This is a genomic window from Sulfitobacter pontiacus (assembly GCF_040790665.1).
GTDB classification, from domain to species: Bacteria; Pseudomonadota; Alphaproteobacteria; order Rhodobacterales; family Rhodobacteraceae; genus Sulfitobacter; species Sulfitobacter pontiacus.
In genome coordinates, this window is sequence record NZ_CP160849.1 from 915,359 (window position 1) to 938,813 (window position 23,455).

Consider the following 23,455-nt stretch of genomic DNA (forward strand, 5'->3'; position numbering starts at 1 on the left):
GTTTTTTTGTGTCCGGTCTTAGTTGGAGGCAGCGGTCAGTCGCTTTCCTGCGCTGTGGCCTCGACCGCTTCGGGTTGGCCGACAACAACAAAGGCCAGCCCATCAGGGTCCAGCAGGTCGCCGGCAACACGTTTCACATCGTCCAGCGTCACCGCCTCGACCTTGTCGTTGCGCGTGGCGATATAATCGATAGGCAGGTCGATCATCTGCATCCCCACAAGGATGCTCGCGATAGTCTGGTTGCCGTCAAAACGCAGCGGGTAGGAGCCTGTGATATAGGTCTTGGCATCGTCCAACTCTTGCTGGGTCACGCCCTCGGCCGCGGCTTTGGCCCATTCGTCCTTGATCACATCCATCGCCTGCCCGATCCGGTCGTTCGCCGAACTGACCGATCCTTGCCATGTTTCAGCCAGATCCATCGGCACCAGATAGGAATAGACGCCATAGGTCAGCCCGCGTTTCTCGCGCACTTCGGTCATCAGACGGCTTTCAAACGAGCCACCGCCAAGCACTTGGTTCAACACGGTCGCGGCAAAGAAATCATCATCCTTCTGGGAAATGCCCTTTTGCGCAAAAATCGCGACAGATTGGGGCGTCGGGAAATCGACGACCGTGGTGCCTGACGGGATAGAGACCTCGGCCTGTGGGGGCAGCGGTGCACCGGTTTCGGGCAGATCGCCCAACAGTTCGTCAAGCATCAGGCCCAGCTCTTCTGGCGTGATGTCCCCCACCGCACCGATGAAGATACGGTCGCGCGCCAGCACAGCCTTATGTGCCGCGACAAGGTCATCGCGTGTCAGGGCGGTCACCGTTTCTTCGGTCCCGCTGAGCGGCGAGCCGTAGGGGTGATCGCCATACAGCAGCTCGTCCATCTTTTTGCGCGCGATATCGTTCGGGTCTTTCGCGCTGGAGCGGATCCCCGAAAGCACCTGCCCGCGCACCCGTTCAATCGCATCCGGGTCAAACCGGGGCGTCTGCAACGCCTGTTTCAACAGCGCGATCGACGCGTCCTGATTTTCGGTGAGAAAACGCGACGATACGGAAAGCGCGTCGTCATCCACGCTGAACCGGAAGCTGCTGGCCAGCCCTTCGGCGGCACGGGCGAAATCGCGTGTGCCCATGTCACCGGCCCCCTCTTCCAGCAGGCCCGTCATCAGGTTGATTGCGCCGCGTTTTTCGGGGGCATCCAGCGATGCACCGCCGCGAAAGCGCACATCAAGTGCGACGAAGGGGATCGAATGTTCCTCTACCAGCCACGCGGTGATGCCACCGGGGGAAGTCACCTCTTGGATGTCTACCTCGGCACGGGCGGGAAGCGCGGCCAGAACCGTCAGGACGATTGCGTAAAACAGTCTCATTCCGTCACCTCTTCGCGCATCAGCCACCCTGTGACAGAGGCTTCGCGGTTAAACACATCTTCGGCGGCCTGCATGATGTCTTCGGCTGTTACGGCCTCAAGCACATCCGGCCAATCCTGCACGTCCTGCACCGTCAACCCGATGGCAAGGGCGCTGCCATAGCGGTTGGCGACGCTGTCGGCGTTATCGCGGGCATAAATTTGTTCGGCACGGCCCTGTTGCTTGATCCGTTCAAGTTGCTCGGCATCCACCCCGTCTTTCATGAAACCCGCGATGGCGGTGTCCATGGCATCTTCGGCGTCCTGCAAGGACACGCCCGGTTGCGGCACGACGACAAGGTTAAAAGTCGTATCGTCCAGCGATTGACCGCTATAGAACGCCGCTGAATAGGTCGCGACAGGCGCGTCAAACTGCAGTTTTTCGGCGAAATAGGATGTGGTGCCACCGCCCAGCAGTTCGGCCAACATGGTCAGGGCCGCTGCGGTTTTCTGGTCGCCGGGATCACGTTCCTGCGCCAGATAGGACCGGCTGACGTATTTCTGTGCAACGCGGTCATCGCGAAAGATCAGGCGACGTTCGGCGGTCTGTGGTGGCTCTTGCGTCCGCGATCGGTCGGGCAGATCCGGATTGGCGGGGATCTTGCCGTAATATTGTTCTGCCAGGGTGCGAACGTTTTCAGGCTCTACATCCCCAGACACGACAAGGATCGCGTTGTTGGGGGAGTAATACAGCTTGTAGAAATCCAGCGCATCCTGCAGGTCCAGCGCGCGCATCTCGTGCATCCAACCGATGATCGGCGTGCCATAGCGGTGGTTGAGGTATTGCGCGGCATTAAGCTGTTCACGGAACAGTGCGCTCGGATCATTTTCGGTGCGCTGGTTGCGTTCTTCGATAATCACATCCCGTTCGGTCGCGATGTTTTCCGGTGTCAGACGGATGTTTTTCATCCGGTCGGATTCCATCTGCATCATCAGTTCAAGCCGGTCTGCGGCAACCCGTTGGAAATAGGCGGTATAATCATAACTGGTGAAGGCGTTATCGCGCCCGCCATTCTTGGCAACCGTGGCTGAAAACTCGCCCGACTCCATCTTGTCGGTGGCTTTGAAAAGCAGGTGTTCCAGAAAATGCGCCACGCCCGACGACCCTTTGGGTTCGTCCGCCGAGCCAGCGCGGTACCACACCATCTGCTGCACAGCGGGGGCGCGGTGGTCTTCGACGACCACGACCTCCATCCCGTTGTCCAAGGTGAAATGCGTGACGTCTTCGTTGTCACGCGCAAGCGCGGCTGTGGTGGGCAGCGCAAGCGCCAATAGGGCCCCGAGGGCCGGTAATCTGATCATGGTCGGTCCTTTGAGCAGGGTCCTGAGACCTCTTACTTACGCCACCCCACGGGGTGATCAAGGGACCTAACAGAATTGTAATTCGGCCAGCGTCACTCTGCCGGAGGGGCGGAGGGCGTGCGTGCACCGGCCCGACGCCAGCGCGCGGCTTCGCGGGGGGCATCCAGGATCTGGCGTTTGTAGGCTTGGTCGTAGCGATCTGTCGGCACGATCTTGATCTGCGTGAACCGCGCCTTGCGCTTGCGGAACGCAGCATCGGTTTCGGCAAGTTCCTGACGAATGTTCGCCGACACGCCCATGCGGCTGGCCTGTTGTACCAGCGCGGCGTCCGAGGCGGGGATGCCTGTCGTGTTGCTTTGCGGCGTGCCGCCAAAGGCCAGAACCCCTTCGGCAACCGCGTTGCGGTCCGTCAGGTTCGCCTGCCCCGGCGTTGGCACGGGCAGCGCGTTATAGCTGTCAGGCTGCTGCAAGGGTTTGGAGGGCTGGACCATGAATTCGTCAGGCCCTTTCGCAGTGCTGCGAATGTCCCGCAGGCCAGTGTTGCCGCAGGCCCCAAGGGCAAGCGGTAGCAAGACAAGAGCGGCGACAAAGCGCATGACGGATCTCCTTAAGGACTTGTTAAGGTCTTTGTACCAATATCGCAGTCACGCGGTAATTGTCACTGGCCTTTTTTCTGGGCCTTTTTCGGTGTGGCTTTCGCCGGTTTTTTGGTGTCGCCGGTAAAGTAAATCAGCCCCAAAGCGCCCGCAAAAATGAAGACATCGGCAATGTTGAACACGAAAGGATTATTGATCCCGCAACAAGACATGTTCAAGAAATCAAGCACATAGCCGTAGATTAGGCGATCAACCACATTGGCCAACGCCCCCCCGATCAGCAGACCTGCGCTGATATTGGCCCAAAGGCTCATGGTTTGGCGGCTTGCCCAGATCAGCACGCCCACACAGATTGCACAGGCCAGCCCGATGAGGATCCAACGACTTGCGTCGGACCCATCACCGAAAAGGCCAAAATTGATCCCGCGGTTCTCGCCGTAGCGAAAGTTGATCAGCGGCGGCAATACGTCGATGGACCGGATACGGCTAAGCTCCATCGTATGCACGACAAGATACTTGCTGAGCTGATCCGCAAGAAACGCCGCAAAACCGGCCCAAAAAATACTACGCATAACGACCGCTTTCCGTGGTTAGTGGCGGAAGTGGCGCATGCCGGTAAAGACCATGGCAAGCCCGGCCTCATCCGCTGCTGCGATCACTTCGTCATCCCGCATCGACCCGCCGGGCTGGATAAGCGCCGTCGCCCCTGCTTCTGCGGCAGTGATCAACCCGTCAGCAAAGGGGAAGAACGCATCGGAAGCGACGACAGAGCCCTGCGTCAGCGGCGCGGGCAAGCCCATGGCTTCGGCCATATCCTGCGCTTTGCGTGCGGCGATACGCGTGCTGTCGACGCGGCTCATCTGGCCGGCACCGACGCCCACGGTCGCGCCATCCTTGACGTAGATGATTGCGTTGGATTTCACGTGTTTCGCGACGGTCCAGGCGAACATCAGGTCCGACAGCTCTTGATCGGACGGCTGGCGCTTTGTCACGACCTTCAGGTCATCCATGGTGATGCGGCCAACGTCTTTGTCCTGCACCAGATAGCCCCCCGACACCTGACGGAACGACAACGCCGCCTGTGCCGGATCGGCCAGACCGTTGGTGGTCAGCAAGCGCAGGTTCTTCTTCTTGCCAAAAATCTCCATCGCTTCGGGTGTAGCGTTCGGCGCGATCACGACCTCGGTAAAGATCGCGCTGATCGCCTCGGCGGTTTCGGCGTCAAGCGTCTGGTTCAGCGCGATAATCCCGCCAAAGGCGCTGGTGCGGTCGCAGTCGAACGCGCGGGTATAGGCATCCACCATCGACGTGCCTTGCGCCACGCCGCAGGGGTTGGCGTGCTTGATGATCGCACAGGCAGGCCCATTGGCCGGATCGAATTCGCTGACTAGTTCAAAGGCGGCATCGGTGTCGTTGATATTGTTATACGACAGTTCTTTACCCTGATGCTGGGTCGCCGTAGCAACACCGGGACGTGCCGAGCCATCGGTGTAGAAGGCCGCTTGCTGGTGGGGGTTCTCACCGTAGCGCAAGGTCTGCGCCAGCGTGCCGCCCACGGTACGACGACGCGGGGTGTCCCCGACCTGCGCGGCCATCCATGTGCTGACAGCCGTGTCATAAGCCGCCGTGCGGGCATAGGCCGTCTGCGCCAAACGCTGGCGCAGCGCATAGGTGGTCTGCCCGTTATTCTCGGACAGTTCGTTGATCACTGTCGTGTAGTCTTCGACATCGACGATCACATTCACAAAACCGTGGTTCTTCGCGGCAGAGCGGATCATCGCAGGGCCACCGATATCGATATTCTCGATCACCTCGGCATATTCCGCCCCTTTGGCAACGGTTTCTTCAAAGGGATACAGGTTCACCACAACCAGATCGATCGCGCCAATGTCATGTTTGTCCATCGCCGCGACGTGTTCGTCATTGTCACGCAGCGCCAGCAACCCACCGTGCACGGCGGGGTGCAGCGTCTTGACCCGCCCGTCCATCATCTCGGGGAAGCCGGTGACCTCGGACACATCCTTGACCTCCAGACCTGCGTCGCGCAGCGCCTTGGCGGTGCCGCCGGTGCTCAACAATTCGACCCCATGCGCCGCGAGCGCCTGCCCCAGCTCGACCAGACCGGTTTTGTCAGATACGGAAAGAAGCGCGCGGGAGACGGGGTGAAGATCAGGCATCGGGGAGGTTCCTTTGGTCAGTCTTGGTCATCATATGGATCGTCGAGCGATAAATCTCGCACGCCAATCGCAGTTTCCTGCGCTTTGGACAAGGACCACCTGACCCTGCTGGCATAGTCGACGACCCGCCCGCTAAGCAGAATTTGCACCGACGCGCGGGGTTTCAGCCGGTTGCGCTCAAGGTAAACGCTTGGTTCCAAAGACAGTTTATGTGTCCCATCATGACGGAACACCCAGATTTCGCCGCTTTTCTGGGCCATGGAAATTGCCGCCCCGCCCAGATCGACGGTGGCATCCACATCCGGGTGCAGGTGGAAACGAATCTCGAACGGGATACCGGCAAGCTTCACCGCATCCATTTCCCGATCAAAGACCCGCTTTTCAGCGGGCTCTATCGCGAGCAGCATGTCCTCCCCCGCGAGGCCGCGACCGTCGTGGGTCAGTTCCAGGCTGCGGGCATGGGTCAGGCCAAAGCCCGCGACATAGCCATTATGCGCGCCCTGAAACTGGGTGCCATCCCCGACGGAGCCGATTTCGACGGGCACATAGGTGGGACATTCGATCAAAGCCTCGGCACCCGTGTGCCGGTCGGGCTCCGCCAGACGCGCGCTGGAATAGCCGCCAAGCGACAGGCCGGAATGCGACGGTGTCGCACGCCCCGCCCGCCGCCAATCAGCACCGAATGAATCGCCCGGCCCGCAGTTCACGACCAAAGGCCGCCGCCCGCTGGTCAGTTCGAACGCAAGCGTAGAGGCATGGGCATTGAACGATGCGGCCCCGCCAGGGGGCGGGCTGGCGTCGACGATCACACTGGTGCGCCCTGCGGACAGGCGCGCATACCCCATCGACAGCCCGTCCGGCTGGCGCGTCTTGATCTTCGCCGTGGCCAGCGCGTGATCCAGCCAGCCTTCGGCACCGCGCCCGCCGCCATGGAACCGCGCCAGCCCGCCGTCGGAATGCCGCAGGGTGCGTAGGGTGGGCGCGATGCGTTCGATCGCCTCCATATGCGCAGTTGGCGTGCCGCGTCCCGCATCGCTGAGCGCGGCGGCGGCCCATGTCAGAAGGGTAAATGCGTGCAACAGCTCTTCGGGGTTGCGGGTGGGCAGGCCGCCCTGCGCATCGATCTGCGCCTCGCATTCGCGGGCCAGTGCCTTGATCGCCGGATCGGCGCGCGCCTCTTGCCCCTCAAGTGAAAGACCGGCGTAGATCAACCCGGTCAGCGCCTCGAACCGCGGCAATCCCGGGGCTGCGGCATGCCAGCGACGCGACAGGAAATCCGTTTGTTCGACCAGCGAGCGATAGAAGACATCGCTTTCGTCTTGCGAGGTGCCACGCAGTACAAACAGCGCGTGGTTGATCCAGCGGATCAGCCGCCGGCCGGTCAGATCAGGGGTCCAGCCGATGCCTCGGCCCTTGCCGTAATGGTCGATCCAGCCCCAAAGCCAACGCTGCGCCGTACCGCGGGCGCGCACGTCGCCAACCGCAGCCAGATCATCCATCCAGGCGAAACCGTGCAGATCACGCGCGAAATCCTGATCCGGCGTGGCGACCTCCCACAGACTTGACGCGTCCGGCGCTTCGATCAGACTGCCGGAAAACAGGAGGTTGCCCGCGATCAGCTGCCGGCCCCGCGCAAAAGACCCGATGGTGCGCGGTTCGGGAGAGGAAACGAATCCCCTCGCTTGGGTACGCGTCTTGGTCGCGGCACGGGCGTGCCACCGGTTTAGAAAACGCGTTTTTCGCGCATTGAAGCTGGTACTTGTCATGCGGCTGCCCTTGTACGCTCTGCTGGCGTTTTGCGGATGTTAGCCGCTGTTGCCACCTGAGTCACCGCATTTTGACACGGGTTTTTGCGGGCGACGCAAATCCGCCCGTGTCAGGTTCGGCCTTTAGGCGTCCTTGCGCAGGCAGGCGATGTAAAACCCGTCCATGCCACCCAGTTCAGGCCAGTAATCGGGGCGCAAACGCAGGCCGCCCTCTTGGGTTGTCCACGCGGGATCAACACCGGGCACAGCCAAAGCGTCGCGGTCCACGCGCATATCCGCATGACGTTCCAACGCCTCGTCGACCTGCACTTCGCCTTCGTCGGGCAGCAGGGAGCAAGTGCAGAAAATCAAGCGTCCCCCGGGGTTGAGCAGGGACCACGCATGGTCGATCATTTCCGACTGCAGCTCGATCAGATCACCGAATTCGGACCCATCCTTGGCGTGGGGCAGATCGGGGTGACGACGGATCGTGCCCGTAGCAGAGCAAGGCGCATCCAGCAGAATCGCGTCAAACGTCCCCTCGAACCGGCGCGCATCGACGACAACGACTTTGGCTGGCAGATGCACCCGTGCAAGGTTTTCCCGAACCCGCTGCATCCGCTGCTTGGAGTTATCGACCGCCGTCACCTGCGCACCTGCGGCGGCAAGCTGCATGGTTTTGCCCCCGGGCGCGGCGCAAAGGTCGAGCACGGCCTCGCCTTTTTGTGGCGCAAGGATTTTAAAGGGCAGCGCCGCGGCAGCGTCCTGCACCCACCAATCGCCTTCGGCAAAACCGGGCATGGTGGTGACCTGCCCCGCATCGGCGACGCGCACCGAACCGGTGGGCAAGACGGTGCCCGCCACGGCCGCGGCCAAACCTTCAGGATCTCGTTTCGCGGTCAGATCCAGTGGCGCACCTGCGAAATGCGCGGCCTCGATTCCCGTCATCGCGTCGGGCCCCCAGGCTTCTGTCAGCGGACCCCGCAGCCATTTTGGCAAGCGCGGCGCGCGCAAGGCCGCCCATGCCTCTGGGCCGTCGGCGGCGATTTTGCGCAAAACGGCATTGGTCAACCCCTTGAGGTGTCCCAGCTTTTTATGCGTTGCGACAAGTTCGACCATCGCATTCACCACGCCGTGGGCCGCGCCGCCCTGACACAGTTCGACGGTGCCGACGCGCAGCGCGTTGCGCACGGTCAGCGGCGGGTATTTCGACAGGTGTTTCTGCAACAGACGGTCGGCGCGTTCCATCCCGCGCAGGGTATCCATCGCCAGACGCTGCGCCCGTGCGCGGTCATCGGGGGGCAGCTTGTCCAACGCCCCCGCCGACAAGAGCTCTGACATCAGACGTTCTTCCCCCAGGATCATATCCAATAGGTACACCGCACTTCTGCGGGCCTGAACGCCGGTGTCTGACATGCGATACGCTTTCTTCTTTGGGGTGCCCGGGTTGTCTGGGCTTGGTTCCGGCGTATATCAAGGGGACAGTGGCCTCAAGAGGATGAGAGTATGACCGAAGCCGGCAAACGCCCCATGCCAAGCCCACCCCATGATCCGACACCCATGCCGGAGCCCGGGCCGGATATTCCGCCAGAACCCACGCCCGATCCGATGCCGATGGTACAAGAGCTTCCCGCCGCCGCGCAGCGCGCGCTGGCGGAGGCCGCCGAACGCCGCAAGGCCGCGCAGGCGCTGGACCTGCCGACAGAGCTTGGTGGTCGCGACGGACCAGAGCCTGTCCGCTATGGCGATTGGGAGAAAAAGGGCATCGCTGTCGATTTTTAAAACACGTGCCCCCTATGCGCTGAATCCCCCATGCGCTGACCCTCCGTCGCGCAGATCAAGATTATGGCCAAGCGCCCTGTGGCGCTTGCAGATAGGCGAGGCTACTTCAACGAAAAGACCGCTGACTGCCCTGCCCCCTTATCCGAGGTAAAGCGGATTTTCCCACCGTTTACAGCGACTTCCTGACAATTGTAGCCAAGGTCGTCATCGCCCCAGATCAGGCTGCGGCAGAAATACCCGCCCTTCCAGACCCATTGGCCCGACACATCCCACACGGCACCTGTACCCGATATGCCGCCGCTTTCAGTGACGCGCAATTCAACCAGCGGGCGGGTCAGTGTTTTACCCTCCACCACCGAAACGAAATCGCGCTGGCTGTCCAGTTTCTGGAATTCTGCCCAAGCGGCCCCGGTCAGCGCAAAGAACGCCGCGCAGGTCAGTAACGTCAGTTTTTTCATCACACCCTCCAACCAGATTGCTCCCATGAACATACGGGCCAGAGGTTAAGATAGTTTCACCACGGTTAAGTGACAGGGCGGCGGGTGGCGTCAGTCGTTCAGGCCCAGAACGTCCAGCATATCATAGGCTCCGGCAGGTTTGCCCTGCCCCCAAACGGCAGCTTTGATGGCACCGCGCGCAAAAACCGCGCGATCCGACGCGATGTGGCGCAAGATGATTCGCTCGCCCGCGGCAGCGAACATCACATCATGTTCGCCCACAATGTCGCCCCCGCGGATCGCTGTGAACCCGATGTCACCCCGCTTGCGCGCGCCGGTGATCCCGTCACGCCCGCGGTCAGAGACATCCGCCAGCACGACCCCGCGCCCTTCCGCGGCGGCTTCGCCCAGCATCAGCGCAGTGCCCGACGGCGCGTCGACCTTCTGGTTGTGATGCGCCTCTATCACCTCGATATCAAAGTCTTCATCAAGCGCGGCAGCGACACGTTTGGTCAACTGGGTCAAAAGGTTAACGCCCAGGCTCATGTTGCCCGCCCGCACGATCACCGTCTGCGTTGAAGGTCCGTCCAGCGCGCCGATCTGCGCGTCGGTCATACCGGTGGTGCCGATAACATGAACCACACCCGCATCAGCCGCGATCTTGGCGAAGGCGAGTGTCGCTTCCGGAGCGGTGAAATCAATGACCGCCTGCGCGCCTTGCATCGCCTCTGCCGCGTTATCGGTCACGATCACGCCAACAGCAGTGCCGCCCATAGCAACACCGATATCCTGACCGACCCACGCATGTCCGGCACGTTCAACCGCACCCGCCAGATGCACCCTGTCGCTGGCAGAAACCTGCCCAATCAACATCTGGCCCATGCGGCCCGAAGCCCCTGTAATCACTATGCCGGGTGTATCGCTCATGTTATGCTCCTTATTCGGTTCCGGTTTAGCGCGTGGTGATCTGCTTGGCAAAACCTCAGCGAACCCTTAGATGAAGCGCATGGCAAAGAACAAGTTTCATGAGGGCTCAGGCCCGTCGCAACGGCAGCTTCGCGTAGGCGAAACCATTCGTCGCGCCCTATCGGATGTTCTGGCGCGTGGCGATGTCCACGACCCTGAGCTGAACCGGATGTCGATCACCGTGGGCGAAGTACGCGCCTCCCCCGACCTGAAGATCGCGACGGCCTATGTGCTGCCTTTGGGCGGAGACGGCCAGGAAGACGTGCTTAAGCTGCTTGCGCGCAACAAGGGCGAGCTCCGCCGGTTGATGGCGAAGAAGCTGGTCCTGAAATACGCACCGGACCTGCGGTTCCAACTGGACGAAACATTCGACCGTATGGACGAAACGCGCCGGATGCTGGCGCAGGACGTGGTGCGCCGCGATGCTGACGCCCCCGACCGCGGATCGGAAGACGTGTGAAACGGTTCTGGGCCGCGCTTGGCTTCATGGGCTGGGCCGCCGCGCCCGTCCAGGCCGAAACCTGCGAAACCCTAACCTATAACGGCACCGGCTATACCCTGTGCCACGTCGACCTGACGCAGGACCGACTTGAGCTGTTCCTCTACGATGCGGACGGCAAGCCGCATGGGTATTTCAACACATTGAATACGGCGTTGAAAAAGCGCGGCGCACAGCTGGGCTTTGCGATGAACGCGGGCATGTATCACGATACCCGTGCGCCGGTGGGTTACTACCTTGAGAACGGCAAAGAATATCAGCAGGTGATCAGCAGCGACGGCCCCGGTAACTTTGGCCTGCTGCCCAATGGCGTGCTCTGCCTGCGCGACGGGCGTGCCGATGTGATCGAAACCAAAGCCTTTCTGCGCGACGCCCCCGACTGCCGCAGCGCCACACAATCGGGACCGATGTTGGTGATCGATGGCAAGATGCACCCGCGCTTTCTGAAGGATGGCACCTCGCGCTATATCCGCAACGGCGTCGGCACCAGCGCCGATGGCAAACGCGCGGTTTTTGCCATCTCGAACGAGACGGTGAACTTCTATGATTTCGCGCTGCTGTTCCGGGATCACCTAAAGCTGCCAAATGCGCTTTATTTTGATGGCAATATCTCGAGAATGCGCGCACCCGATCTGGGCCGCAATGACTTGGGCTTTAGCGCGCTTGGCCCTATCATTGGCGTCGTGAAGCCCGACGCGCCGTAGCGCAACAAGAGTTTTCTTGCCTTCGGCGAGGATTTTTCACCATTTGGAAGCCAGAGTCTCTGGGCAATCTTGCCGGACCTTTGATAGGAGGCGGGCAAATCAATTAAGGGCATTTGATATGGGACGCAGGCGCAAGGGACGGGATATTTCGGGATGGTTGGTGGTGGACAAGCCCGCTGGCCCGACCTCTACGACCGTGGTGAACAAGGTCCGTTGGGCGCTGAACGCGAATAAGGCGGGCCATGCGGGCACCCTTGACCCCGAGGCCACCGGCGTTCTGGCGATCGCGCTTGGCGAGGCGACAAAGACGGTTCCCTTTATCACGGACGCGATGAAAGCCTATGAGTTCACGGTCCGCCTTGGGATCGCGACAAATACCGATGATGCCGAGGGCGAGGTCATCGCAACCTCGGAGCTGCGGCCCGATGACGACGCGATCAAGGATGCTTTGGGCAAGTTTATCGGTGACATCCAACAGGTGCCGCCGCAGTTTTCCGCCGTGAAGATCGACGGCCAGCGCGCCTATAAACTGGCGCGCGACGGTGAAACGATGGAGCTGGCAGCCCGCCCGCTTTTTGTCGAACAGCTGCTGCTGGTGGACCGCCCCGACGCCGACCACGTGACGTTGGAGATGGTGTGCGGCAAGGGCGGCTATGTCCGGTCGATTGCGCGCGATCTGGGGCAAGCCTTGGGATGTCTGGGCCATGTGCGCGAATTGCGCCGCATCTGGTCGGGCCCGTTCGAGGCCTCTGAAGGGCTGACGCTGGCGCAGATCGAAGAGATGGCGCGCACAGACGCTTTGGACGCGCATTTGCTGCCGTTAGAGCAAGGGTTGCGGGACCTGCCAGAGGTGAAAGCCACGCCGGAAGGGGCCACCCGTCTGCGCAACGGCAACCCCGGCATGGTGATCGCCCATGACGTTGAATATGGCGACGAGGTCTGGGCGTCGTTTGAGGGCCGCGCCGTTGCTGTTGGGCGTTTCAAGGCGGGCGAATTGCATCCGTCGCGTGTGTTCAACCAGCCCGGTTCTGCGTGATCACGCGCAGCCATACCAAGGGCGATGCGCCGTCGACGGCTGTCTATTCGGACTGCGAAAACTACCGCTACAGTCTGACCCGCGTCTGGACCCCCGAGGCGGAGCGGGTGCTGTTCGTCATGCTAAATCCGTCAAAAGCGACGGAAATCGAAAACGACCCAACGGTCGAGCGGTGCGAGCGCCGTGCCCGCGCCTTGGGCTTCGGGGGGTTTCAGGTCACCAATATCTTTGCCTGGCGCGAAACCAGCCCCAAGCTGATGCGTCAGGCCAAAGACCCCGTCGGCCCTGATAACGATATGATTTTGAACGAAGGTATCTTGTGGGCCGATCAGGTGATCGCGGCTTGGGGCACCCATGGCGCACATCTTGGACGGGGTGCGCAGGTGCAAGAACTGCTGTCGCGTAGCCAAACGCCCGTGTACCATTTGGGCCTGTCCAAGGACGGGCATCCCAAGCATCCTTTGTATATCCGCTATGCTCAGGAACCGATTTTCTGGGGCCTTTAGGGCAAGCTTAACTTTCTTGATTCTATGGTGCTGATGCGGCCTTGGGTTTTGGGGCTGTTTCATCTGTATCCCCGCGTGATGCGGGCAATAGGGTCGGGTTTGCACATGCTGTTTCTTGCCGGATTAATGGGGTTGATCACCGTCGGGGCCGCCGCCTTTATCGACATCGGGGTCGAGGACGAGGAGTCTGCCACCGACGAAGATGCACCGGTCGGCGATGTGATATCCGGCACACCCCGGGATGACCTGATTATCGGCTCGGGCGGCAGCGATCAGATCGCGGGCTATGGCGGTGATGACCTTGTGGAGGCGCGCAATGGCGATGACTCCGTTTTTGGGGACAGCGGCGATGATACCTTGAGGGGCGGCCAGGGGAACGATGACCTGCATGGCAATGACGGCGATGATCTATTGGCGGGTGCCGAGGATGCGGATGGGCTTACCGGCCATAATGACGATGACATCCTGCAGGGCGGCGCGGGCCACGATACGCTAAACGGCTCTGCCGGGGGTGATACGCTTTTCGGGGATAGCGGGGATGACGCCGTGATGGGCGGTTTGGGCGATGACCTGCTGATTGGGGGGCGCGGACAAGACGCGCTCTTTGGTGGATGGGGGAACGATACGATTGACGGCACCGTCGATCCGGACCGGCAGGATGCGCGCGTCACCGATACCGACGAGGGGGATTACCTGAATGGCGGTGGCGGCGATGATCTAATCCTTGCGGGATCAAACGATACGGTGACCCCGGGCGCAGGGCGTGATGATGTGATCCTTGGCGATTGGGTCAGCCCCGATGGCATCGTCGATATCCGCAGTTTCGACATAGAAGATGACAGCCTGCTGCTGGTCTGGGACGATAGCGATGCAGCCGCGACAGCGCCCAAGGTGGCCGTTGAACCGGATCCGGAGGATCTGCACTCCCATCTGATATCAATGGACGGGGCGATTGTGGCAATGGTGCAGTCGGACCAGTTGCTGATGCCGGGCGACCTATCGCTTATCCCCCTCAGCTCGGCCCTCGCTGCGGGGCTAACGCGCGGCTGAACGGCCGATGCCCTCTCACCGGACAAAGAAGCCAACGTGCCCCGCGACGCATTAATCCTTTGCCAAGGGGACGAAACTTTCCTATACGCCACCATCGCCCGATGATTCCTGTCAGCGGGTGATACTCCATGGGCCTGTGCTGGACGACATCCCGGCCTGTGCCATCACTTTAACCTTTCGAAAAGGAGACCCCGATGTCGATTACGCAAGAAGAAAAAGCACGCGTCATGAAAGAATTCGGCACCAAAGAAGGCGACACAGGTTCGCCCGAAGTACAGGTTGCCATTCTGTCCTCGCGCATCGCAACGCTGACCGAGCACTTCAAAACCCACAAGAAAGACAACCACGGTCGCCGTGGCCTTTTGAAAATGGTTGCGACACGCCGGAAGCTTCTGGACTATGTCAAAGGTAAAGATGACGCGCGTTATCAGGACCTGATCAAACGTTTGGGCCTGCGCCGCTAACCAGCGCTGCACCGCCACAACGATGAAAACCGCGCCCTGGCAACAGGGGGCGGTTTTTTTCGTTTCCCCCTGTGCTTGAGTGATGTTCGCCACAAGGAGAGCCTATGCCAATCAACCTGCGTGACCTCACCCCGCAAGATACCGATGCAGCCGCGCTGCTTTTCTTTGCTGCGGTGCATCAGGGCACGGCGGATGTGTATTCGGCCGAGCAACGCTTCGCTTGGGCCGGAAAAGCCCCCGCACCCGCCACATGGCGAGGGCGGTTTGATACCGTGTCGGGTATCGTGGCCGAGATAGACAACCGTATGGCGGGGTTCATGACCCTTGAGCGCGAGGGGCTGATCGATCTGGCCTTTGTGCACCCCGATCATATGGGCACGGGCGTGGGGCGCACTGTCTATTTTGCCATCGAAGACCGTGCCCGCACATTCGGCGTGCGACGTCTTCGGACCTTTGCCAGCGAAAAGGCAAAGCCATTTTTCACGCGTATGGGCTGGACCGTCGAGGCCCCCAATATCGTCACCAAAGGCGGGATCACCTTGCAAAACTACAAGATGTTCAAGACTTTGCCAGACTAACCCCCTTGCTGCTCTGCTGCGGCTTGCAATCTGTGGCGTGCAGGGCCGCGTGTAGAGGGCAACGCTTCCCTTCCCATCGCAAGCAAACTGCTGTATGGCCGCACAATCTGAAAGCCGGCGCCCGGACTCCAGCGCCCGACAAAGAAGATACCGGAGTCAGGGGGAATATGCCCTCTACGCAAATGGCCCGATACGGGCCGAAACAGGAAACGTAGATGTTTAATGTAACGAAAAAATCCATGCAGTGGGGCGAAGAGACGCTGACACTGGAAACTGGCAAAGTGGCCCGTCAGGCAGACGGTTCGGTGATTGCGACACTGGGCGAAACCAGCGTCATGGCGAACGTCACCTTTGCACGCCAGCAAAAACCCGGTCAGGACTTCTTTCCGCTGACCGTCCACTACCAAGAGAAATACTACGCCGCCGGTAAAGTACCGGGTGGCTTCTTCAAGCGTGAGGCCCGCCCCACCGAGAAGGAAACCCTGACAGCCCGTCTGATCGACCGTCCGATCCGCCCGCTGTTCGTTCCCGGCTTCAAAAACGAAGTTCTGGTGATGTGTACCGTTCTCAGCCACGATCTGGTCAATGACCCCGACATGGTCGCCATGATCGCTGCCTCCGCAGCGCTGACCATTTCCGGTGCGCCGTTCCGTGGTCCGATCGGTGCCTGCCGCGTTGGTTTCGAGGATGGCGATTACGTTCTGAACCCGACCGTCGACGACATGCAGGACCTGCGCCTGAACCCTGATCAACGTCTTGATCTGGTTGTTGCCGGCACCAAAGAAGCCGTGATGATGGTTGAATCCGAAGCCTATGAGCTGTCGGAAGAAGAAATGCTGGGTGCGGTGAAATTCGCACACGAGCAGATCCAGCCTGTTATCGACCTGATCATCGATCTGGCCGAAGACGCCGCGAAAGAGCCGTTTGACTTCCAGCCGGTTGACTATTCGGACCTGTCCGCTGCTGTCAAAGCCGCTGGCGAAGACGCCATGCGCGCCGCCTTTGCAATCGCCGACAAGCAAGAGCGCACCGCCGCTGTTGCCGCTGCCCGCGAAACAATCAAAGCCGCGCTGACCGAAGAGCAACTGGAAGACGCGAACCTCGGGTCCGCTCTGAAAGGCCTCGAAGCGTCCATCCTGCGTGGTGACGTGGTTAAAACCGGTAAGCGTATCGACGGCCGTAAGACCGACGAAATCCGCGACATCGTGGCCGAAACCGGCATCCTGCCCCGTACACACGGGTCGTCGCTGTTCACACGTGGCGAAACACAGGGTCTGGTTGTAACCACTTTGGGCACCGGCGATGACGAACAGTTCATCGATGCGCTGCACGGCAACTTCAAATCCAACTTCATGCTGCACTATAACTTCCCGCCCTATTCGGTTGGTGAAGTTGGCCGTGTCGGTGGCCCCGGCCGTCGCGAAATCGGTCACGGCAAGTTGGCTTGGCGTGCGTTGCAGGCGGTTCTGCCTGCCTCCACCGACTTCCCCTACACCATCCGCGTTGTGTCCGAGATCACTGAATCGAACGGCTCCAGCTCGATGGCGTCGGTTTGCGGTGGCTCCTTGTCCATGATGGACGCAGGTGTGCCATTGAAAGCGCCCGTCGCGGGTGTTGCCATGGGTCTGATCCTGGAAGAAGACGGCTCCTACGCGATCCTGTCCGACATCTTGGGTGACGAAGACCACCTGGGCGACATGGACTTTAAAGTGGCCGGTACCGAAGCAGGTATCACGTCGCTGCAGATGGACATCAAGATCGCCGGCATCACCCCCGAGATCATGGAGAAAGCTCTGGCACAAGCCAAAGCGGGCCGTGTGCACATTCTGGGCGAGATGAACAAAGCCATCTCTGGCGCGGGTGAATTCTCTGTCCACGCCCCACGCATCGAAACGATGCAGATCCCAACCGACAAGATCCGTGAAGTGATCGGGTCCGGCGGTAAGGTGATCCGCGAGATCGTTGAAGTGTCCGGCGCGAAAGTCGACATCAACGACGAAGGCATCATCAAGATCGCATCGCCAAACGGCGACTCGATCAAGAAAGCCTATGACATGATCTGGTCCATCGTGGCCGAGCCTGAAGAAGGTGCGGTTTACACCGGTACCGTCGTCAAGATCGTTGATTTCGGTGCCTTCGTGAACTTCTTTGGCAAGCGCGACGGTCTGGTACACGTATCCCAGATCGAAAACCGCCGCCTGAACCACCCTTCGGATGTTCTGAAGGAAGGTCAGGAAGTGAAAGTGAAGCTGCTTGGCTTTGACGATCGCGGCAAGGTGCGCCTGTCGATGAAAGTTGTTGATCAGGAAACCGGCGAAGAAATCAAGAAAGAAGAAGGCGGCGAAGCGTAAGCTTCTCCACCCCTTCTGAAATGACGAAAGCCCCGGCCTATGTGCCGGGGCTTTTTTTGTGCCGTGACGGGTTTGTCCCGTTTGGCTTTAGCTTTCCATAAAGCTGTCCAGACGGTCCCAGAGCGAGTTATCCAGCAGCAGCTTGAAGCGCAGGTAGAAACCTTCCTGATACAGGTCGCTGCGCAGGGCCGACTTGTTTATCGCGCGGTTATAGCCCAATGCAACCAGCGCACCTTTGGTGGGGGCAAACCCGATCTCTGCGCCGATACCGTTGGTAGCATTGCCTTGGTCGTCCCACAGGTGCGCGGCGTTCAAGCCGATCTGGAACCGGTTGTCGCCGAACTCGTAGTTAAAGCCAGCCTGCACCAGTTGGGTGGTGGCGCGGGCAGAGAACCCGCCAAGGGTGGTCAGCTTTTGCGACTGGCCCGCGTATTTCGCGTTCAGGCGCAGGTCGGCGTCTACTTCATAGGCCGCGTCTACGGACCACATATGGGTCACCGACTTGGTCTCGCGCTGTTCGATGCGGTGCTCGTACCATGCCAGCACTTCGAGGCGTGGATCGTGAACCGGACGGTAGGCGATACCAGCACGCGACCGGATCCGGCGGTGGTCACGACCGTCGCGCTTGTCCAGTGCAACACGGGTACGGCCCAGCACGGTGAAGTCAGGTGTGACCTCACCCGCGATGCCAAAGCTGGCGTAATGGGTGTTGCCGTTGTCTTCAAAGGTGGTGTCCGCATCGGCATCGCCCACCCAGCTTTCCGCGCTGGACCCCCACTTCGCGCCAAGGGCAACGCTGGTCAGACGGTGATCGTCGCTTTCCATGCTGCGGGAATGTTCAATCCCGAAGCTGAAGCTGGTGTTCCCGTTCATGGCCCATTTGCCCATCATCGCCTGGGTAAACATGGTGTCCGAAGATCCCAGACCTTTGACGAAATCGGTGCTCCCGCGCAGCCAGTCATTCAGGTCGTAAGAGAAACCCAGCTTGGAGTGTGTGGCCATGCTGTCGTCGCCAAAGGTCATTTCGACCTCGCTATAGGCACGCCAGCCGGGCACGGGCTCTCGGTACATGCCCAGGGTCAGCTCTGTCGGACGGTCCGAGCCGCCAAAGGGGTGACGCAGCTCTGCGGTGATGACGGTGCCGGGGCGGTTCGCAGGGGTCCAGTGGCCGCCAAGGATCAGACCGGGATGGGCCTTCTTCGAGGTTGCGGTGTGATCCAGACGATACTCCAGCCCGATGTAGCCTTTGAAGTTCGTGCTGAACTCTTTGGCATAGACAGCATCCACGGTCAGACGCTCGATGTCAGAGGTGCGGTCACGTACATAGTCCACACCAAGAACAAAGTCGCTGGTCCCGTCGATCTCAAACCCGTAGTTCAGACGCGCGCGGGTGGTGCCGGGCAGAGCCAGACCGCCGCGCGAGGCAAACTTCTCGCCGGTGTGAACCATCTCGAAGTTGAAGTGACCGGTTACCTTGCGGATGTCATAGGACAGACGGTAGGCGGTATCCGATACGCCATTCGCATCTTCGGAGCGCGCAGCCTCGGCTTCCCACACGCCACCCTGCGTCCCCTCGTGACGGATATAGGCAGAGTGCAGACGCTCGCGGGCGGTGTTGCCACGGTCGGCATCGGCATGCACGATACGTGCGCCAACGGTGGTGCGGTCGGTCAGCGCGAGGTTCACCTCACCGCCATAGAGCCAGTAGCGGTCGGCCCCTTCCACATCGACTTCGTAGGTGACGCGCACCGACACAGGGTTGCCCTGACCGTCGAACTGGCGCACCGCATCGTCAAAAGTGATCGAGTTGCCAAAGAAGTCCAGCAAGTAGTCGCTGCCGCGGCGCAGCGGCGTGGTCGAGATGACATCCCCGCCCTCTTCATCGCGCACCAGCAGTTCAACCCGCTCGGAGCCTTGTACATAGCCGTCCAGATCCAGGTCATAGGGGCCGGACACACCACGCCCGAGGAATTCCTGCACGCGCTGTTCTTGGGCAGTACGGGCACCGAACAGGGTCACGCCGACCTTGTCGTTTTCCCAATGGGCCTTGGCACCGGTCACCACACGACGCATGCCGTCAAGCTTCAGCGCGCTGGCTTCGGGTTCGATCGCGATGTCACCGTAAAGGATGTACGAACGACCCTTTTCAACCTTAACGTACAGGTTTTCGGAAGATTGCGCGTCGAAGCCACGTTCGGAGTTGTCGCCATACACAGGGTAGAACTCGTCGCCACGGATGTCGCGGAACAGGCGGTCTTCGGTGTCACGGTCCGAGCTATAGCGCAGTGTCAGCAGCGCATCACCCGAGATCACGCCCTTGAGGTACACTTCACCCCGCAGACCGGTGGTTGTGTCTTCGAAAGAGCTGAAACGATCCGCGTCGAGCAGCTCACCCTTCGCACCGCCCAAGGCCACGGCCCCTTCGATCACGCCAACCATGATGCGCTGGTCCAGATCGGGGGTGAACGTGATGGTTTCTTCGGCGCGGCCAAAGGCACCGCTGATGGTGATACGGTCTGTGCCTGCAACCTGTGGCGGGATCAGCCCAAAGGTGGCCTCGCCGTTGTCCAGATAGACCTGCACGCCGGGGGTGCCTTCGCGGATGTCGGCCACGTCCCACAGGGCCAGCTTGGCGCTGAGGGTCACGGTACCGGAGGCAGGTACAGGCATGCCACGGGCATCCAGCACACGCACCACAACCGGGATCACGTCGGTCGGCGAAGCGGGCGCGGTGTCGGGCATGATCACCTCGAATTTGGCGGGCTTGCCGGGGGCAACCACGGTGATTTCCTCGCGGACACGTTCGATGCCGAAACCGTCACGGCCGACCAGCGTCAGGGTGTTCTGCCCCGCGTCCAGTTTCACCGCGACAAAATCCAGTGCCTGCGTGTTGTTCTTCTCGAAGCTTGTACGCTCGCCTACGCGGTCGCTGCTCAGCTCGCGGCCGTTCACCAGCAGGCCCAGCGACAGATCGCCCTTGCCCTTGACGCGCACGCTTTGGGTGCGGCGATCCAGTGTCTGACCGTCGGTCAGGTCCACGAAACCGGGTGCATCATCCAGCGTTTTGATCAGCATCTCGAGCGACTGGCGCTGTGCCTTGCCAGACGCTTTTTCAGAGACGGAGTTCGCCGCGCGGTTTTCATCCAGACGCTGCATCAGACGCGAGGTCAGCTGCGTGGTGGTCGCCACACCGGCTTCGCTGCGCACGGAACGTACCGGCGCACGCTGGCCTTCGATCGGCAGGTCGGCAGCGGTCAGGGCGTTGGATTGCGGCTGCTCGGCAAAGTACTTCTGACGCTGGTCAACCTCGGCCATCGCTTCGGGGGTGCAGTCCAGCACGGCGAAGTGCTCGGCGCGCAGTTCCCCTTTGCGAAGCGGGATCAGGCGCGACCCACCACGCAGCAGATCGTTGGTGCGGGTTACGGTCACTTCGGTACCAACGGGCAGGGTTTCGTCCTGCACAAGGAACGCATGGGTCACGGGGCGCAGACCGAAAAGGGAGTATTTACCATCCATATCGGTCACAACCGACAGACCCTCTTGGGTCACGATACGGACGCCGGGGATGCCTGGTTCAGTGTGGTCGCCACGGATACCGTCTTTGTCACAGTCCATAAAGACCGACCCGATGACAGTGGCTTCGCGGGCGAAGACGCCACCGCTGTTGTTCAGCTTGACCATCGCGCGGGCAGTCTGGGACTGCATCACGGTACCGGTGCCCGCCTGACGACCCGTCAGAACCGCGGTATTTTCGTTGCGGCCTTCACGGGCGGCTGCGGTGAACTGCATGACATAGGTCAGCTCGTGGCTCGACAGGGGGGCCAGCATGCCCAGGTCATAGGTCATGTCACCCGACGCATCGACGGCAGGGTCTTCCATTGTCTCGCCGTTGAAGGTCACCGACCCTGCAACCAGCTGGCTGCCAAAGGCGGGGCGATCCATGATCTCGGCACCGATCAGCGCCTGGTTCATGTTATTGGTGAAGTTCAGGGTGTAGACCACGAACTCGCCCGCGCCGACCATGTCCTTGTCGGCCTGCTTGTCCAGCGCCAGCGGCACGCCATAGTGTGGGTCCGCAGGAATGTCCGAGATGTCGAGCATCCCACCGGCGTGGCGGAAGCTTGCCATATAACCGGCCCCCGCAACACGACGGTTAAACCCAGGGAAGTCGGCGCGCACGGAAGGAACGTCCCATGCGGGGGCGTTCATCACGGCGTACTGGTATTCACCGGCAGGCATGTCACCGAAGCTGAAGAAGCCGCGGGCATCGGTCATACGGCGCGCCATTTCGGCACCGCTGTTCATATCCATCAGCGCGATGGCCACATTACCGATCGGCTCGTTGGTCAGCGCATTGAACAGGAAGTTACCGGGGGTGATCAGCAGTTCGTCTTGCAGCGTGGCACCGGCACAATCGGCAGTGGCGATCAGACGGTCACCGTCGGTGGTCGCGATCACATTGTCGCCGGATACGGGCACATCCATCCGCGCCATAGGAACGGCAGCGGTAAGGAAAACACCGTTGTTAGGGTCTGTTTCTGTGGCCGTCACACGCTCTACATCGCCGGTCAGGAAGCTGCGCAGCGTGATGATCGCACGATCTGCGGACATCGTTTCGTTGCACGCACCGGCGGTCAGACGCAGGCGGGTATCGCTGTTTGGCACGGCGTGCGGCTGGTCTGCTGCGGTTTCGGGATGTTCAAAGTGCAGGGCACCGGTCCCAGCAGCATCGCGGCTGTAAACCGTTGTGTTAGAGTCTACATCGACTGTGCGATCTTCCATTTTCACGAAGCTGCGGGCGGTGTTAGCGACCTCTACGTCGCCCAGGTTCATGGGCACCGTCACGGTGAACGCGGGATCGCGGGCAAAACCGATTTCATAGTCGCCCTCGTGAAAGAAGGCCACGGCGTCGACCTCGCCAGCAGGGCGCGCAGTCTGGTAATCATGACGCGCATCGCCTGCCGCGTGATACAGCGCAACCATGCCGCTTGGGTCGGTGATGCTGTGGAAACGGGCGTTCAGTGGCACCTCGTCGCGCAGCAGAACACCTGTGGCGGCGGCCCCGTCGATGCGGATCTGGGCACCGTGTACGTCACCATAGGCCAGCACATCACCATCCGAGTCGTTGCGCAGGCGCAGCGTATAGGTCAGCTGTGTTTCGTCTTCCATCTCGCGGACGGATTGTTCCTTTTGCAGCTCAAGCGAACTGCCCATGATGGTGGTCTTGCCAGCTGCGGCACCCGTCAGGATGCGACGGGCCGCGAAGCCTGTTGTGCTTGTGGCAGATACCGACAGCACCGACTGCATCAGCGTGGCGGGCGTGGCGTAGAAGGAGGTGCGGAATTCGTAGATGAGCTGAGCGCTGTCGCCCACATCCATGAACATCGGCGCGCCCGAGCTGATCGTGGCTTCGCCATTGTCGATGCGGCCGTTGGCATTCGCGTCATAGACAAGGCGGGCGTCGTTCATCATGGCGGCACCCTCTTGGTGCTGCATGGTCATGGCGGCGTTCAGCGGGACGTTCCCGATGTTGGCGACCTCGAAGTAGTATTGCGCCATCGCGCCACGGGTCAGCATCAGTTCGGAGTATCCGTTGACATCCAGCGCAGGCACTGCGGCTACTTTGGCGTCTACGGCGTTCGAGTATACAGTCTCGATGATGCCCAGCGCTTCGTTAAAGTAGGTGGTCTGCGCGACGTTCCGGATGAAGGTTCCTGCGGGTACCTGCTTGGCAGCGGCGCCGTGCGGCAGGAGGGAGATCACCAGCGCGACGATCCAGAAACACGACATCATGCGGAGGGCGGTTTTGTGAAAGGTGCGGTCCATTTGATCAATCCCTGTTCTATCTTTTCTAAGAGGAGAGGAA

19 protein-coding genes are annotated in these 23,455 nt (G+C 60.8%); 9 read left to right on the plus strand and 10 right to left on the minus strand.

Annotated elements, in window-relative coordinates:
- Positions 1 to 35 precede the first annotated feature (35 nt).
- The 7 genes from AB1495_RS04555 to AB1495_RS04585 all read right to left on the minus strand — a co-directional run bounded on the left by AB1495_RS04555 (position 36) and on the right by AB1495_RS04585 (position 8,632).
- On the minus strand, positions 36 to 1,358 hold the full coding sequence (locus AB1495_RS04555) for a pitrilysin family protein (RefSeq protein ID WP_074636345.1): 1,323 nt from the start codon (positions 1,356 to 1,358) through the stop codon (positions 36 to 38).
- Positions 1,355 to 2,698, minus strand: coding sequence for a pitrilysin family protein (locus AB1495_RS04560; protein WP_074636347.1), 1,344 nt, complete (start codon positions 2,696 to 2,698; stop codon positions 1,355 to 1,357). The genes AB1495_RS04555 and AB1495_RS04560 overlap by 4 nt, the downstream gene beginning before the upstream one ends.
- Before the next feature lie 92 nt (positions 2,699 to 2,790).
- Positions 2,791 to 3,294 (minus strand): DUF3035 domain-containing protein, encoded by a 504-nt coding sequence (locus tag AB1495_RS04565; protein ID WP_074636349.1) that lies wholly within the window; start codon positions 3,292 to 3,294, stop codon positions 2,791 to 2,793.
- A gap of 62 nt (positions 3,295 to 3,356) precedes the next feature.
- Positions 3,357 to 3,866: a signal peptidase II gene (lspA, locus tag AB1495_RS04570; protein ID WP_064217032.1), complete on the minus strand. Its 510-nt coding sequence runs from the start codon at positions 3,864 to 3,866 to the stop codon at positions 3,357 to 3,359.
- 18 nt (positions 3,867 to 3,884) lie between these two features.
- Positions 3,885 to 5,471 (minus strand): bifunctional phosphoribosylaminoimidazolecarboxamide formyltransferase/IMP cyclohydrolase, encoded by a 1,587-nt coding sequence (gene purH / locus AB1495_RS04575; RefSeq protein WP_074636350.1) that lies wholly within the window; start codon positions 5,469 to 5,471, stop codon positions 3,885 to 3,887.
- 17 nt (positions 5,472 to 5,488) lie between these two features.
- The gene (locus tag AB1495_RS04580) at positions 5,489 to 7,237 is read right to left on the minus strand and encodes a heparinase II/III family protein (RefSeq protein ID WP_064217030.1); all 1,749 of its coding nucleotides are present in this window, start codon (positions 7,235 to 7,237) and stop codon (positions 5,489 to 5,491) included.
- Positions 7,238 to 7,360: 123 nt separating this feature from the next.
- Positions 7,361 to 8,632 carry an RsmB/NOP family class I SAM-dependent RNA methyltransferase gene (locus tag AB1495_RS04585; protein WP_074636353.1) on the minus strand — a complete coding sequence of 424 codons (1,272 nt, stop codon included), beginning with the start codon at positions 8,630 to 8,632 and terminating at the stop codon, positions 7,361 to 7,363.
- Positions 8,633 to 8,824: 192 nt separating this feature from the next.
- Here AB1495_RS04585 and AB1495_RS04590 point away from each other — a divergent pair, with 192 nt between their 5' ends.
- Positions 8,825 to 8,998, plus strand: a complete 174-nt coding sequence (locus tag AB1495_RS04590) for a DUF1674 domain-containing protein (RefSeq protein ID WP_197145971.1) — start codon at positions 8,825 to 8,827, stop codon at positions 8,996 to 8,998.
- A gap of 101 nt (positions 8,999 to 9,099) precedes the next feature.
- Here AB1495_RS04590 and AB1495_RS04595 read toward each other — a convergent pair whose 3' ends face one another.
- Positions 9,100 to 9,456 carry a dihydrodipicolinate reductase gene (locus tag AB1495_RS04595; protein WP_235183737.1) on the minus strand — a complete coding sequence of 119 codons (357 nt, stop codon included), beginning with the start codon at positions 9,454 to 9,456 and terminating at the stop codon, positions 9,100 to 9,102.
- 90 nt (positions 9,457 to 9,546) lie between these two features.
- Entirely contained in the window at positions 9,547 to 10,362 is an 816-nt protein-coding gene (dapB, locus tag AB1495_RS04600) for a 4-hydroxy-tetrahydrodipicolinate reductase (RefSeq protein ID WP_074636357.1), read from the minus strand.
- A 79-nt stretch (positions 10,363 to 10,441) separates the two neighbouring features.
- Here dapB and rbfA point away from each other — a divergent pair, with 79 nt between their 5' ends.
- The 8 genes from rbfA (at position 10,442) to pnp (ending at position 17,589) form a co-directional block, all read left to right on the plus strand.
- Positions 10,442 to 10,861 carry a 30S ribosome-binding factor RbfA gene (gene rbfA, locus AB1495_RS04605; RefSeq protein ID WP_074636359.1) on the plus strand — a complete coding sequence of 140 codons (420 nt, stop codon included), beginning with the start codon at positions 10,442 to 10,444 and terminating at the stop codon, positions 10,859 to 10,861.
- On the plus strand, positions 10,858 to 11,604 hold the full coding sequence (locus AB1495_RS04610) for a phosphodiester glycosidase family protein (RefSeq protein ID WP_005850259.1): 747 nt from the start codon (positions 10,858 to 10,860) through the stop codon (positions 11,602 to 11,604). Before rbfA ends, AB1495_RS04610 begins: the two co-directional genes overlap by 4 nt.
- Positions 11,605 to 11,722: 118 nt before the next feature.
- Positions 11,723 to 12,640, plus strand: coding sequence for a tRNA pseudouridine(55) synthase TruB (truB, locus tag AB1495_RS04615; RefSeq protein WP_074636361.1), 918 nt, complete (start codon positions 11,723 to 11,725; stop codon positions 12,638 to 12,640).
- Positions 12,637 to 13,146 (plus strand): DUF1643 domain-containing protein, encoded by a 510-nt coding sequence (locus AB1495_RS04620; RefSeq protein ID WP_037965287.1) that lies wholly within the window; start codon positions 12,637 to 12,639, stop codon positions 13,144 to 13,146. The genes truB and AB1495_RS04620 overlap by 4 nt, the downstream gene beginning before the upstream one ends.
- A 105-nt stretch (positions 13,147 to 13,251) precedes the next feature.
- Entirely contained in the window at positions 13,252 to 14,196 is a 945-nt protein-coding gene (locus tag AB1495_RS04625) for a calcium-binding protein (protein WP_074636748.1), read from the plus strand.
- Between the two features lie 194 nt (positions 14,197 to 14,390).
- Positions 14,391 to 14,660, plus strand: coding sequence for a 30S ribosomal protein S15 (rpsO, locus tag AB1495_RS04630; protein WP_005850267.1), 270 nt, complete (start codon positions 14,391 to 14,393; stop codon positions 14,658 to 14,660).
- Between the two features lie 104 nt (positions 14,661 to 14,764).
- Positions 14,765 to 15,238 (plus strand): GNAT family N-acetyltransferase, encoded by a 474-nt coding sequence (locus AB1495_RS04635; protein WP_074636363.1) that lies wholly within the window; start codon positions 14,765 to 14,767, stop codon positions 15,236 to 15,238.
- Positions 15,239 to 15,453: 215 nt separating this feature from the next.
- Complete coding sequence (gene pnp / locus AB1495_RS04640) at positions 15,454 to 17,589, plus strand: polyribonucleotide nucleotidyltransferase (protein WP_009825473.1); 2,136 nt, start codon at positions 15,454 to 15,456, stop codon at positions 17,587 to 17,589.
- An 87-nt stretch (positions 17,590 to 17,676) separates the two neighbouring features.
- Here pnp and AB1495_RS04645 read toward each other — a convergent pair whose 3' ends face one another.
- The gene (locus tag AB1495_RS04645) at positions 17,677 to 23,415 is read right to left on the minus strand and encodes a DUF11 domain-containing protein (RefSeq protein WP_074636365.1); all 5,739 of its coding nucleotides are present in this window, start codon (positions 23,413 to 23,415) and stop codon (positions 17,677 to 17,679) included.
- Positions 23,416 to 23,455 lie beyond the last annotated feature (40 nt).